Here is a 13,414-nt window from a genome sequence, read left to right on the forward strand (position 1 = left end):
GCCGCCGCCATCGACGGCGCGGGCTACTGGCGGGTCTTCCTCCAGGTGATCCTCCCGCTCTGCACCCCGGCCCTCGCCACGACCGGCATCTTCACTTTTATCTGGACGTGGAATGACTTCTTCAGTCAGAACCTTTACCTGACCAATTCCGACAATCTAACGGTGGCAGTAGCCCTCCGCTCCTTCCTAGACTCCAGTGGCGAGTCGTCGTGGGGCCCCATGTTCGCGATGTCGATCGTGTCACTGGGGCCGATCTTCGGCTTTTTTCTAGCCGGTCAGAAGTACCTGATCCGTGGTGTGGCGACCACCGGCCTGAAATAACACCCCCCAACGCTTGACCAGGAGGTAGTGCTGTGAAGCCCAGGATGAAGTGGACAGTCGCCCTGCTATCGGTGGCCGTGATGACGGCCGCCGCCGGCTGCGGCAGTGGTGGCGGCAAGTCGGCCGACGACAAGGTCCATCTCCGCTTCTCGTACTGGGGCAGCGACTCCCGGCAGAAGCTCACCGAGCAGGTGATCAAGAAGTTCGAGGAGAAGAACCCGACCATCGACGTCGAAGGCGACTTCTCCAACTGGGAGAGCTACTACGAGAAGCTCGCCACCAAGGTGGCCGCCAACGACGCGCCTGACGTGATCAGCATCGAGATCCGCGGCCTGAGCGAGTACGCGGGCCGTAACGCCCTGGCCGACCTGTCGGGCAAGGTGCCCACCGCCGACCTCGACCAGCAGGTGCTCACCAGCGGTCAGATCGACGGCAAGCAGTACGCCATCCCGACCGGCGTCAACACCTTCTCGATGCTCGCCAACTCGGCGGCGCTGGAGAAGGCCAAGCAGAAGCTGCCCGACGACAAGTCGTGGACCTGGGACGACTGGGTGAACATGGCCAAGCAGGTCACCGTGGCCGGCGGCGGCGTAGTCGGAGCCGAGTACAACTACAACCCCGCCTGGCTGCAGATCTTCGCGGCCCAGCGCGGCGAGAAGTTCTACGACGGCAACAAGATCGGGATCACCGCCGACACGCTGAAGGCGTGGTGGGCCATCCACCAGCAGCTCATCCAGACGAAGGGGGCCAGGGACGCCGCGAAGAGCGCCGAGCTGATCTCCTTGGGGCCTGAGCAGTCGCTGCTGGCCACCAACGCGGGCGCGATGGGCATGTGGTGGAGCAACCAGCTCAACGCCCTGTCCAAGGCGTCGGGCCAGGAGATGACCCTGTTGCGGATGCCCAAGGCCGCGGGCGCGACCACCGGCGGCATGTTCCTGCAACCCGCGATGTTCTACACGGCCTCCGCCAAGTCCGAGCACGCCACGGAAGCGGGCAAGTTCATCGACTTCATGGTCAACGACCCGGACGCGGCCGCGCTCCTGCTGAGCGACCGCGGCCTGCCGACCAACGCCAAGGTACTCGCCGCCGTCAAGGGCAAACTGCCGCCCGTCGACCAGAAGACGCTGACCTTCATCGCTGACGTCAAGAGCGAGCTGAGCCCGATCAGCGCCCCGCCGAAGGGCGCGCTCCAGATGGAGGACATCCTCAAGCGCAACAGCGAGGAGGTCCTCTTCGGCAAGACGTCGCCGGACGCCGGCGCGCAGAAGTTCCTGACCGAGGCCAACGCCGCTCTGGCCGGCTGAGGTCTGATCCCGGCTGGGGGTCCCGGCCCCCAGCCACCACTCCACGACTCGGGGAGAGAAGTTGAGCACCAGGTACGCCTTCGTCGGCCTCGGCCATCGCGCGCAGATGTACGTCGACGCCCTGCTGGGCGACTGGCGAGACACCGGTACGATCGCCGGCCTGTGCGACGTCAACCAGACGCGCATGAACTACTACGTCGAGCGCATCGGCCACCAGGTGCCGTGCTTCGGCCCCGATGAGTTCGGCAAGCTGCTGGAGCTGGCCGACGCCGTCGTGGTCACCACGGTGGACGCCACGCACGCCCGCTACGTCGTCGCCGCCCTCGACGCCGGGCTCGACGTCATCGTGGAGAAGCCCCTCACCATCGACGTCGAAGGCTGCGAGGCCATCGCCGCCGCCGCCGAGCGCAACCCGGGCAAGCTGGTGGTCACCTTCAACTACCGCTACTCGCCGCGTAACTCGGCGGTCAAGAAGCTCATCAGCGAAGGCGCGATCGGCGACGTCACCTCCGTGCACTTCGACTGGGCGCTCGACACCATCCACGGCGCCGACTACTTCCGCCGCTGGCACCGCGAGCGGGTCAACTCGGGCGGGCTGCTCGTCCACAAGTCCACCCACCACTTCGACCTGGTCAACTGGTGGCTCGCGGCGGCGCCCGAACTCGTCTTCGCCCAGACCGACCTGCGCTTCTACGGCCAGGCCCTGCCCCGAGGCCCGCGCCCCGCCCGCGGCCAGGGCGCGCCCGGCCTGGGCACCGACCCGTTCATCCTCGACATCTCCACCGATGAGCGGCTCAAGCGCCTCTATCTGGATGCCGAGCACGAGGACGGCTACATCCGCGACCAGGACGTCTTCGGGCCGGGCGTGACGATCGACGACAACATGTCGGTCCTGGTCCGCTACGCGAACCGGGCCATGCTCACTTACTCCCTCACCGCGCACGCCCCGTACGAGGGCTATCGCGTGGTGTTCAACGGCACGGAGGGCCGGATCGAGCTGGACGTCATCGAGCGGCCCTGGACCCCGGAGCACGCCGCGATCGACCCCAGCGCCGCGGGCAAGGAGCACTTGGCCGGCGCCGGGGAGAAGCTCATCCTGCACCGGCACTGGCAGGAGCGCGAGGAGATCGCCATCGAGCAGGGCGCGGGCGGCCACGGCGGCGGCGACCGGCTGCTGCTGGACGACGTCTTCCGCGGACCCGGCGACGACCCGCTCGGGCGCCCGGCCGGCTACCGCGACGGACTGCGGAGCGTGCTGGTCGGCGTGGCCGCCACCCGCTCGGCCGCCACCGGCGCCCCCGTCCGCCTCGCCGCCGACGGCACCCGCCTTGTAGGGGGTTGACCGGTGCGTGAGCTGCGCCATCTCGGAGAGTTCTCCGGCTTGGTCGAGCTCGCGGAGGGCCGGCGCGGACTGTTTCCCGACGCCGCGCCGGGCCCCGCGCTCAGGAAGGCCGCCCGCGAGGCCATCGGGACGCTCGACCTGGAGGCACGAGACGTCCGGGTCGAGCGCTCGTGGACGACGCGGGACCTCAGCGGCGAAGAGCTCTCCTGGTCGGTGGGCTTCGGCCCGCGTACCCACGCCTACCTGCTGAAGCCCCGCGACGCGCAGGGAAGGCTGCCCGGCGTGCTCGCGCTGCACTGCCACGCGGGCATGAAGTGGGCGGGCAAGGAGAAGATCGCGGACGGTCCCGAGCCGCCCACGCCCGAGGTGCGGCGGCTGCGCGAGCAGATCTACGGCGGCCGCGCCTACGCGGGCGAGCTCGCCAGGCGCGGCTTCGCCGTGCTCGTCCATGACGTGATCGGCTGGGGCAGCCGCCGGTTCGACCGGGCGGACATGCCCGAGCGGGTGCTCGCCCAGGCGGACGATCCCGCCATGTCCGAGGCGGACCGCTATGACGTCGCGGCCGGGCACCACGAGCACGTCCTGGAGAAGTACTGCACGCTGCTCGGCACGTCGCTGGCCGGCGTGGTGGCGGGCGAGGACCTCGCCGCCGCGGCCTACCTGCGGTCGCGCCCCGATATCGGACAGGTCGGATGCGTGGGGTTGTCAGGGGGCGGATTGCGCGCCGGGCTGCTCGGCGCGTTCGACCCCGGCGTCGCCGCGGTCGCCGTCGCCGCGATGGTCTCCAGCTACCGCGAACTCCTGGACGGCTACGTCGCCGGGCACACCTGGATGTTCTTCCCGCCCGGCCTGTCGCGCGTCTGCGACTGGCCGGCGCTGGTCGCCGCCCGCGCGCCCGAGCCGCTCCTGGTCCTGTACGGCGAGCGGGACCAGCTGTTCCCGCTCGCCGGGATGCGCGCGGCGCACGAGGCCATCGCGGGCCACCACCCGGACGGCGGCTACGAGGGCGTCTTCTTCGACGCCCCGCACGCCTTCGACGTCCCCATGCAGGAGCACGCCTTCACCTGGCTGGCCGCCCACCTCAAGAGCGAGCCGTCCGACACGAGCAGCTAGCCGTCCGCCTCCAGCGCCAGCTCGGCCGCCTCGGAGGCGGACAGGCGCCCGTCGGCCACCACCACGGACACGTGCCGGATCAGCTCGTCCTCGAAGACCAGCGGCGTGTCCCAGGCCAGCGCGGTGCCCACACCGGGATACTGCGCCACGCGGACGAACCACGGATCGTCCCCCGCCCGGGCGAACACCAGCGTCCAGTCCTCGCCCGCCAGCGCCAGCCACGGCTCCCGGGAGCCGTGGACCAGCTCCTCGCCCTCGGCCGCGCCGGTGAACACCCGCAACCCCCGCGAGGCCGCCGGCGCCCGCCAGAAGAACCCGCCGTAGCCCGCCCCGGCCCGGCCCTTGGTCGCCGAGCTCTGGATCGTCAGCGGCGCGCCCGTGAGATTGCGCAGCGTGAAGCCGAAGTCCAGCGCCCAGCCCCGTGACAGCGGGACGGCCCGCACGGACCGCTCCTCACGCACCACCGGGTCCTCGCCGGGCCGCTGCCACAGCAGCGTCTCGGCGAAGCCCGAGGCGTCGCGCCCGGTGAAGGACACGTGCCGCTGCGTCCCGTGGTCGTCGAGCCATTGCGGCCCCTGGTCCCTGACGAACGTGCGCCCGCCCCAGAAGTTGCGCCCGCCGACGTCCGTGACGGCCACCCCGGCACCGAGATGGTGCGGATGGTCCGCCGGCCGCACCTCGGTCACCACCGTGCCGCCCAGCGTGCGCACCGGGTGGAGGTAGGGCCGCGGAGCCGCGGTGATCGGCAGGTCGGGCCGCGTGACGTACTCGGCCACCACCCGGTCCGCCACCATGAGCGGCACGGCCCAGCTCACGCCCAGCTCGGAGAAGAGCTCCAGCCGGTCCGCGCAGGTCTCGACCAACTGGGCGATGCCGGGCAGCGCCGGTCCTTCGCCCGAAAGGTCCTGGTGGTCCGCGGCGATCGGCAGCGGGTCGGGCGCGACCCTGATGGCCTCCAGGACCTCCATGAACGCCCCGGTCCGCTGGATCGGCACGATCAGCGGGGCTCCGGCGCGTACGTGCTCGACGAGGTTCTCCAGCAGGTCGGCGCGAGGGAAGCGACGTACGGGGCCGTCGCCGACGCGGACCTCGTCCACCGTGTACGTGAAGGTGATCTTGCCGCGCTCGCCGTGGACGACCACGTACGGCTCGTCGCGGCCGGTGGCGCAGAGCGTCACGGCGGCCACGATCGGCGGCCCGTCCGCCAGGTGGATCCGGATGGCCGAGGTGTCGTCCGACTCGATGGCGTTGGCGTGGAAGAGCTCCGCCTCGACCGAGGTGACCGCGCCGCGTTCCTCGGCGCCCGCCACGGCGAGGGCGGTGGCGACGGCGTGCGCGAACGGGTTGGTGAGCGCGCCGTCCACGATGTCCACACCGTCGAGCCGACGCTGGCCCGACCAGGAGCTGCGGGTGAAGTAGGAGGCGGGCCGCGGCCACGCCCCCGCCACTCCGATGCCGGTCACGCGCCCGATCGTGTCCTCGGCGATCAGCCGGCGCACCTCCGGCAGGGCGGCGGACGCGAGGCTCTGGAAGCCCACCTGGCAGGCGAGACCGGCCTCGGCGGCGGCCCGCTCCATCCGCTCGAAGTCGGCGAGCGTGGCCGCCGTCGGCTTCTCCACCAGCACGTGCGCGCCCGCCGCCAGCGCCGCCAGCGCCAGGTCGGCGTGCGTCGGGATCGGGGTGGCCAGGATCGCGATCCGCGCCCCGGTCCGCTTGATCAGCTCGGGCAGGTCGGCGGAGAACTCCGGCGTGCCGAGCCCCTCGAGGTCTTCGGGGGAGACCGGCCGCACGTCGCAGATGCCGGCCAGCTCGACCTGGCCGGCCAGGCGACGCAGCCGGTTCAGGTAGTGGGCGCCGAATCCGTGCGCTCCGGCGAGTACGACCCGCATGCTCATCTCCAGTGGAGGCCGAGCCCCCGGTGCTCTCCGACGCGTACTTTCGCGTCGCTCACGTGGACGGGGTACGGCTCGGCCAGCAGCCCCAGCGCGGCGAACGAGGCGTCCTCGACCTCCTCGGCCATGCACGGCAGCGGCAGGGCCAGCGCGAGCTGCGCCGACAGGTCGGGCAGCAGGTGCGGGTAGACCGGCACGTCGAAAGCCCGCGCCAGCTCGGTGATGCGCAGGAACGGGGTGATGCCGCCCACCCTGACCACGTTGGGCTGCACGATGTCGCAGGCCCCCGCCGTCAGCAGGTCACGGAAGCCGTAGACGGTGTAGACGTTCTCGCCGACCGCGATGGGCACGTCCACGGACCGCCTCAGCTCCACGTGCGCGGCGACGTCGTCGGCGGGCAGCGGCTCCTCCAGCCAGTGCAGGTCGTACGGGGCCAGCGCCTCGACCGCGCGGCGGGCCCGGTGCAGGTCCCAGCGCTGGTTGGCGTCGATCATCAGCAGCGTGCCGGGGCCGACGACCTCGCGGACCGCGGCCACCCGCTCGACGTCCTCGGCGAGGTCGGGCCGGCCCACCTTCATCTTGATCCCGGGATAGCCCGCGGCCTTCCACCGCCCGGCCTGGGCGACCAGCTCCTCCAGCGAGTAGTGCAGGTTCACGCCGCTGCCGTACACCGGCACCGTGTCCCGGCGCCGGCCCAGCACGTCGGTCAGGCCGCGCTCGCCGCAGCGCAGATCCCACAGCGCCAGGTCCACCCCGGCCAGCGCGACCGTGGTGATCCCGCCGGGCCCCGCCTCGCGCAGGTGCCGCCAGAGCCGGTCCCACACGACTTCGGGGTGCGGGTCCAGGCCGATGACGGCCTCGCGGATGTCGTGCTCCAGCAACGCCTGTACGGCCCGCGCGCCGATCTGCGGCGTCCAGGAGAACCCGGTCCCCGTCCGGCCGTCGGCCAGCGTGATCTCCACCACCATGACGTGGTTGGCGGGCACGTCGGGACCCCACGGCCTGGGTAGCCGGGCCGTGTGAGCACTCACTTTCAGGTCGCTGATCATGAGCTGCCCGCCAGCGACCGTCCGTGTTCGATCAGGGCCTTGAGCTCGGCCACGTGCTCCGGAGAAGCGTCGACCAGCGGCGGGCGCACCGGGCCCGCGTCCAGCCCGCCGAGGCGTACCCCGGCCTTGACCAGGGAGACGGCGTAGCCGGGGACCTTGGAGCGGAGCCGGACGAGCGGCTCGTAGAACTCGGTGAGCAGGTGGTCGGCGCCGTTCATGAACGCGGTGGCGATCTCCGGCGCGAAGGCGAAGACGGCGGAGGAGTAGAGCTCCACGCCGATCCCGCGGTAGGCGCCCATCGTCAGCTCGGCCGTCGGCAGCCCGTTGAAGAACCGGAAGTCGTCGCCGATCTCCCTGCGCACGGCCAGCACGGTGCGCTGGATGAGGTCGATGTCGCCCAGGCCGTCCTTGAGGCCGATCACGCCCGGGATCCTGGCCAGCGCCACGACCTGCTCGGGGGTCGGCGCCACCGAGCCGCGCTGGTAGATGATGACCGGCAGGATCGCCGCGACAGCGCGTACGTAGGCGGCGAAACCCTCGACGGTGCCCGTGGCCAGGTATGGGGGCATGAGCAGGAGGCCGTCGGCGCCCGCCTCGCGGGCCGCGCGGGCCTGGCTGAGCGCCGAGCCGAGCGGGCCGCCGGCGCCCGCGAACACCGGCACCTGGCCGGCCGTGGTCTCGACGGCCACCCGGACGGCCGCGGCGTGCTCCGACTCGGACAGCGCGGGGAACTCGCCCGTGCCGCAGGCCGCGAACACCGCGCCGGGCCGGTGTTCGAGCCCGCGCCTGATGTGCTCGGCCAGCACCTCCTCGGCCAGCCCGTGGGCGGGGTCGAAGGGGGTGACGGGGAAGAAGAGGACTCCGCTGAGATTCATCCGGTCTCCAGTTCGGTGCGCCAGGAGCGCTTGGGGGTCCAGCCCAGCATCCGCCCGGCCTTGGCGGAGGTGAAGGCGGGAGCGGTCCCGGTCAGGTTCGCGGCCGCGGCGGTGGTCGAGGGGATGACGGCGGGGAGCACCTCCGCCAGTGGCTCGCGGGCCAGCGCGTCGGCCGCCCCCGCGAAGAACACCTCGCCGTTGGGCAGGTCGGGCAGGCGGTCGAGAAGCACGGCGATCAGATCGGAGGCGTCCCGGGCGTCGAGGTAGTTGAACAGCGAGACCCCGGCGATGTCCGGCCGGTCCAGCCGTTCGACGATCGTGTGGCCCGACTGGGTCGGAGCGCCCGCCCAGTCTTCCGGAGCCACCACGAAGCACGGCCGCACCGCCGCGAACCGCGTCTGAGAGCCGCCGCGGGCGAATGCCGCCATCGTCTGTTCGGCCACGAGCTTGGACAGGCTGTAGGCGTTCGAGGGCGCGACGGGGTGTTCCTCGTCGATGGGCAGGTAACTGGGCGCCCAGCCGCCGGGCGAGCCGTAGCCGATGACGGTGGGGCTGCTGGCCACCACCACCTTGCCGACGCCGGTGTTGCTCGCGGCCTGGCACACGTTGAAGGCGAGCTGGGTGTTGGTACGGAAGGTCAGCCCGTCGGTACGGCTGAACGGGGTCGCGATCGCGGCCAGGTGGATCACCGCGTCGGGCCGGAAGCGGGCCATGACGTCATACGCCTCGCCCAGGTTCGTCAGGTCGGCGGGCAGGGTGACCGCGGCCTCGGCGGGAGTGCCCGGGACGGCGTCGATGCCGATCACCTCATGACCGGCCTGGGCCAAGGAGACGACCACGCTGCGCCCTAGCCGACCGGCGCTGCCGGTCACCAGTGTTCGTGTCATCGGTCGTTCACCACTCCTGCGTTGGATACGGCAACCGGTTGCAGAAAGTATCGAGGCGAGGCCGGGAGAACGTCAAGCGGCCGGTCCTGTTCCGGCCAGGCTGTTTGCCCATATGAAGAGATATGGTGGGGATTTAGCTGAAAAATCCGGCGGCAATGGCTGATTGACAGCGATACAAACGATTGCACTAAAGTACTAAGCACGGTCGGAGGAGGCCAAGCGTGGCGGTGACGATTCGTGACGTGGCTGAGGCGTCGGGCGTGCATGTGTCCACGGTGTCCCGGGCGTTCTCCGCGCCCCACCTGGTCAATCCCGAGACACGCACCCGCGTGCTCGCCATCGCCGAGGATCTCGGCTACCGGCCCAACCGCGCCGCGCGGGCGCTGACCACGGGCCGCACCCACAACATCGGCCTCATCGTGGCCGACATCGCCAACCCCTTCTTCCCGCCGCTGATCAAGGCTGCCCAGGCGCAGGCCAGGCTCCGCGACTACCACGTGTTCGTGGCCGACACCGACGAGGACCCGCAGGTGGAGGAGGATCTGATCCAGACCCTCACCAAGCAGGTCGACGGCGTGCTGCTGTGCAGCCCGCGCCTGACGAACCGGACGATAGAGCGCCTGCGCGAGGAGGTGCCCTTCGTCGTGGTGAACCGCCGGGCCAAGGGCCTGCCCACCGTGCTCATGGACGTGGGCCGCGGCGCCAGGCTGGCCGTCGAGCATCTCACCGCGCTCGGGCACCGCCGCCTCGCGCTGGTCACCGGGCCCAGCGGGTCGTGGACCAGCAAGGAGATGCAGGAGGCGGCGGCCGCGATGAACGACGTGGACGTCGTCTTCCTCGGCCCCAACCCGCCGACGGAGCAGGGCGGCCTGGCGGCGGCCACCGACGTCATCGCCTCCGGCGCGACGGGCGTGCTGGCCTACAACGACCTGGTCGCCATCGGCCTCATCGAAGGACTCGCCGAGCGGGGCAAGAACGTCCCCGGCGACGTCAGCGTGATCGGCGTGGACGACATCGTGCCGGGCCGGCTGAGCCGCCCGAAGCTGACGACGATCGCCATGCCCACCGCCGCCGCCGGCCGGATCGCCGTCGACCTGCTGCTCCAGTCCGTCGACTCGGCGGCCACCGCCGCCGCCACGATGCTGGAGACCGCCCTGATCATCCGCGAGTCCACGGGAAAGGCACCCAAATGATCTTCGGAACGCTGCCGTCTGGTGAACAGGTCGAGCGTGTCGAGCTGTCCTCGGGACGGCTGCGCGCCAGCGTGCTCAGTTACGGCGCCATCCTGCAGTCGCTGGAGGTCTCGGGCGTCAATGTGGTGCTCGGGCTGACCACGCTGGAGGATTACCTGACCCGTAGCCGCTACTTCGGCGCTGTCGTCGGCAGGTACGGCAACCGCATCGCCGGCGGCCGCTTCACCCTCGACGGAGCCGAACACCGCCTGCCGCTCAACAACGGGCCCAACAGCCTGCACGGCGGTGACCACGGCTTCGACCGCAAGGTGTGGACGATCTCCGAGGCCACCGGCTCCTCCGTGACGCTCACGGTGATCAGCCCCGACGGCGACCAGGGCTACCCGGGCACGCTGACCGCCTCGATCACCTACACGCTCGAAGACGACGCCCTGCGCCTCGACTACACGGCCGAGACCGACGCGCCGACCGTCGTCAACCTCACCAACCACTCCTACTTCAACCTCGCGGGCGGCGGCGACGTGCTCGGGCACGTGATCCAGATCGACGCCGAGCACTACCTGCCCGTCGACGAGCACAAGATCCCCACCGGCGAGCCGGCGCCGGTCAAGGGCACGGAGTTCGACTTCACCACGCCGCACGCGGTGGGCGAGCGCTACGACGGCGGCTATGACCACTGCTACGTGCTCGACGGCGGCATCCGGGTGACCGAGCGCGGCCTGACCATGGAGGTCACGACCACCGAGCCGGGCGTCCAGTTCTACGCGGGTGGCATGCTCGACGGCGTCGCCACGCCGTACGGACCGCACGCGGGTCTCTGCCTGGAGACGCAGCACTTCCCCGACTCGCCCAACCAGCCGCGGTTCCCGTCGACCGTGGTCAGGCCGGGCGAAAACCGCACCTCCACCACCACCTACAGGTTCACCGCCTGACCCGCGCGCAGCGCGGTCGTGGCCCGGAGCACCAGCAGCGCCACGTCGTCATGTGACGGCTCGGAGGCGAACGACTCGACCGCCTGCCGGATCCGCTCGGCCACGGCGTGCGCGCTCAGCCCCGAGCAGCCCGACAGGATCGCGGTCAGCCCGTCGTCGTCATCGAGCAGCCGGTCGCCGTCGCGCCGCTCGGTGACGCCGTCGGTGACGCACAGGAGCAACTCCTCGGGCAGCAGCTCGAACGACTCGGTGTAGAACCGCGCGCCGCCGTCGACGCCCAGCAGCAACTGCGAGGTGGCGACGGGCACGACCTCGCCGTTCGCGCGCAGCAGCAGGGGCACGGGATGGCCCGCGGAGGCCAGGGTGCACAGCGCGCCGCCCTGGGGCAGCGGCGTCAGCTGGCCGCAGAGCAGGCTGAGGAAGCGGCCGTCCTCGCCCTCGTCGAGCAGCGTCCGGTTGAGCCGGTCGAGGATGTCGGCCACCGTGTAGTGCTCCTTGGCCAGCAGCCGTACGGCGTGGCGGGCCAGCCCGGTCACGGCGGCGGCCTCCGGGCCGCTGCCGCACACGTCGCCGAGGGCGAAGCACCAGTGGTCGCCGACGGCGAACAGGTCGTAGAAGTCGCCGCCGACGTCCGCGCCCTCTTCCGCCGGCTCGTAGACGACCGCGGACTCCAGCCCCGGCATCGGCGCGACCCGCATGGGCAGCAGGCTGCGCTGCAGCACCCGCGACGTGGTCGCCTGCCGCGAGTAGAGCATGGCCGTGTGGAGGTTGAGCGCCACCAGGCGGCACAGGTCGGCGAGCAGGTCGGCCAGCTCCAGCGGCAGGGTCGGCTCGATGCGCCCGATCACCAGCGCGCCGTGCGAGCGGCCCTGGGTCATCAGTGGGAACGACAGCACGCTCTCCGGCCCGACCGGCCAGGTCACCTCGCCCAGCGTCGAACGCGGGATGACGGGCAGGGCCTTGCGCAGGTCGGCGTTGTGGTGCTCCTCGCTGTGCCACACGTGCGCGAGCCTGGTCATGCCCGCCAGGTCGGTCAGGTAGACCGCCGCCCAGGTGGCGATCTTGGGCACCACGAGCTGAGCCGTCAGGGCCGCGATCAGCTCCTCGTCGTGCACGCCCGCGAGCAGTTCGCCGGCCTCGGCGAGGAACGACAGCCGGCCCCGATGAGCCCGGTCCTGCTCGGCCAGTCGCTCGCGTTGCACGGTCGCCGCGACCTGGTCCGCGATGTGCTGCAGGCTCGCGGTGAGCGCCTGGTCGAACCGGCCGGGCTCGGCGGCCGTCACCACGAGGTAGCCGGTCACCTCGCCCGCCACGATGAGCGGCGCGCACGCCAGTGACCGGGCCTGGAGCCGCTGAGCCAGCTCGACGTCGGCGGCCAGCAGGTCCTCGACCATCGCGGGGGCCTTCTGCTCCGTGCTGAACACGCCGGCGGCCACCACGCCCACCAGCCCCGCCGTCGACCCCGCGCCCGCCACGACGCCGAACCGGTTGCCGCCCTCGGCCCGCACCAGGACGTAGGCGGCGTCGCCCCCGCTGGACAACTGGACGATCTGCGCGATCGTGTCGAGCAGCTCGTCGAGCGGCATCTCGCGGTCGAGCAGGTCCTTGATCCGCCCGCCCGGCTCCCGCTTGAACGAGGCGGGCGGGGAGGCCAGTACGTACCGGTGCTCGTTGGAGACCACCATCCAGATCGACCGGCGGTCCTGCGCGCGGCCGTCGGTGCGCAGATGGGAGATGTAGACCGGGAGCAGGCCGCCGTCGAGGCGCCGCATCCTGGACTCGCCGCGCCAGCGGCCGAGGCCGAGCGTGTCCGACAGGGACAGCGCGCACGGGCCGTGCCTGCGCCAGGCGACCAGCTCCGCCAGCGGTCTGCCGGTGACCTCGGCGGCGGGCCAGCCGAGCAGTGCCTCGGCCTCACAGTTCCAGGTGACGATCCGGCCCTCGTGGTCGCTCACGACGACCGCGAGGTGCAGGCTCTCCGTGGACGTCGCGATCGCGGCGGGCGCCGGAGCGGGGATCCTGGAGGCGCTCTCGTGCCCGCACGCCTTGTCGAGCTCCATGCGGAACCAGACCCGCTTGGCGGTGCCCGTGTACGTGACGCCCCAGGCGTCGGCGAGCATGCCCGCCAGCACGAGGCCACGCCCCGTGGTGGCCGTGCCGCCGGGCGCCGGCGAGTCGGGGGCCGGCACGATCCGGGTCGGGTGGTGGTCGTCGACCTCGATCTCCAGCCTGGTCGGGATGGCGTTCGGGTCCAGCCGGCAGGTCAGCTCCAGCCCCGTGCCCGCATGGACCACGGCGTTGGTGACGAGTTCGCTGGTCAGCAGCACGGCGTCTTCGGCCAGGTGGCTCAGTTGCCATTCGCCCAGCACCTGGCGTACGAAGCGTCGTGCGGCCGCGGGGGCCTGGGGGGTGCCGTCGAAGGCCGTGCTCGACACGCGGGTCGTGTCCACTGTGCGTCCTAGAACATCACTCGATGTGGCAGTTCGGTCACTCTCAGAGTGGCAGA

At 71.4% G+C, this 13,414-nt stretch carries 11 protein-coding genes; 6 read left to right on the top strand and 5 right to left on the bottom strand.

From position 1 onward, the window contains the following. The 4 genes from AB0B91_RS48225 to AB0B91_RS48240 form a co-directional block, all read left to right on the top strand. Nucleotides 1-321, top strand: a 321-nt coding sequence (locus tag AB0B91_RS48225; protein ID WP_358336102.1) for an ABC transporter permease subunit, incomplete at its 5' end; no start/stop codon positions are given. Between the two features lie 44 nt (nt 322-365). Further along, nucleotides 366-1,625 carry an extracellular solute-binding protein gene (locus AB0B91_RS48230; protein ID WP_358336105.1) on the top strand — a complete coding sequence of 420 codons (1,260 nt, stop codon included), beginning with the start codon at nt 366-368 and terminating at the stop codon, nt 1,623-1,625. A 61-nt stretch (nt 1,626-1,686) separates the two neighbouring features. After that, complete coding sequence (locus AB0B91_RS48235; protein ID WP_358336107.1) at nt 1,687-2,967, top strand: Gfo/Idh/MocA family oxidoreductase; 1,281 nt, start codon at nt 1,687-1,689, stop codon at nt 2,965-2,967. A gap of 3 nt (nt 2,968-2,970) precedes the next feature. Continuing rightward, on the top strand, nt 2,971-4,080 hold the full coding sequence (locus AB0B91_RS48240; protein WP_358336110.1) for an alpha/beta hydrolase: 1,110 nt from the start codon (nt 2,971-2,973) through the stop codon (nt 4,078-4,080). Here the strand turns inward: AB0B91_RS48240 and AB0B91_RS48245 are convergent. Genes AB0B91_RS48245 through AB0B91_RS48260 form a run of 4 tightly spaced genes read right to left on the bottom strand, consistent with a single transcriptional unit; the run spans nt 4,077 to nt 8,783 of the window. Next, a complete protein-coding gene (locus AB0B91_RS48245) occupies nt 4,077-5,969 on the bottom strand; it encodes a DUF6807 family protein (RefSeq protein WP_358336113.1) in 1,893 nt (630 codons plus the stop codon). The two genes, AB0B91_RS48240 and AB0B91_RS48245, sit on opposite strands and share 4 nt — an antisense overlap. Nucleotides 5,970-5,971: 2 nt before the next feature. Further along, on the bottom strand, nt 5,972-7,003 hold the full coding sequence (locus AB0B91_RS48250) for a mandelate racemase/muconate lactonizing enzyme family protein (protein ID WP_358336116.1): 1,032 nt from the start codon (nt 7,001-7,003) through the stop codon (nt 5,972-5,974). A 14-nt stretch (nt 7,004-7,017) separates the two neighbouring features. After that, on the bottom strand, nt 7,018-7,896 hold the full coding sequence (locus AB0B91_RS48255; RefSeq protein ID WP_358336118.1) for a 5-dehydro-4-deoxyglucarate dehydratase: 879 nt from the start codon (nt 7,894-7,896) through the stop codon (nt 7,018-7,020). Continuing rightward, a complete protein-coding gene (locus AB0B91_RS48260) occupies nt 7,893-8,783 on the bottom strand; it encodes an NAD(P)-dependent oxidoreductase (RefSeq protein ID WP_358336121.1) in 891 nt (296 codons plus the stop codon). The genes AB0B91_RS48255 and AB0B91_RS48260 overlap by 4 nt, the downstream gene beginning before the upstream one ends. A 221-nt stretch (nt 8,784-9,004) precedes the next feature. On the opposite strand from AB0B91_RS48260, the gene AB0B91_RS48265 reads away from it, so the two are divergent. Beyond that, nucleotides 9,005-9,976 carry a LacI family DNA-binding transcriptional regulator gene (locus AB0B91_RS48265; protein WP_358336124.1) on the top strand — a complete coding sequence of 324 codons (972 nt, stop codon included), beginning with the start codon at nt 9,005-9,007 and terminating at the stop codon, nt 9,974-9,976. After that, a complete protein-coding gene (locus AB0B91_RS48270; RefSeq protein ID WP_358336127.1) occupies nt 9,973-10,908 on the top strand; it encodes an aldose epimerase family protein in 936 nt (311 codons plus the stop codon). The genes AB0B91_RS48265 and AB0B91_RS48270 overlap by 4 nt, the downstream gene beginning before the upstream one ends. On the opposite strand, the gene AB0B91_RS48275 is transcribed toward AB0B91_RS48270, so the two are convergent. Then, entirely contained in the window at nt 10,890-13,358 is a 2,469-nt protein-coding gene (locus AB0B91_RS48275; protein WP_358336130.1) for a SpoIIE family protein phosphatase, read from the bottom strand. The genes AB0B91_RS48270 and AB0B91_RS48275 overlap by 19 nt on opposite strands. Between the last annotated feature and the right edge of the window lie 56 nt (nt 13,359-13,414).

Source organism: Nonomuraea sp. NPDC049141 (assembly GCF_040648415.1).
Taxonomy (GTDB): Bacteria; Actinomycetota; Actinomycetes; order Streptosporangiales; family Streptosporangiaceae; genus Nonomuraea.

What these genes read in the sequence shown, in the direction of transcription:
- AB0B91_RS48230 (WP_358336105.1), top strand. Translation starts at nt 366, where the DNA reads ATGAAGTGGACAGTCGCCCTGCTATCGGTGGCCGTGATGACGGCCGCC.
- AB0B91_RS48245 (WP_358336113.1), bottom strand. Translation starts at nt 5,969, where the DNA reads ATGCGGGTCGTACTCGCCGGAGCGCACGGATTCGGCGCCCACTACCTG.
- AB0B91_RS48255 (WP_358336118.1), bottom strand. Translation starts at nt 7,896, where the DNA reads ATGAATCTCAGCGGAGTCCTCTTCTTCCCCGTCACCCCCTTCGACCCC.
- AB0B91_RS48260 (WP_358336121.1), bottom strand. Translation starts at nt 8,783, where the DNA reads ATGACACGAACACTGGTGACCGGCAGCGCCGGTCGGCTAGGGCGCAGC.
- AB0B91_RS48270 (WP_358336127.1), top strand. Translation starts at nt 9,973, where the DNA reads ATGATCTTCGGAACGCTGCCGTCTGGTGAACAGGTCGAGCGTGTCGAG.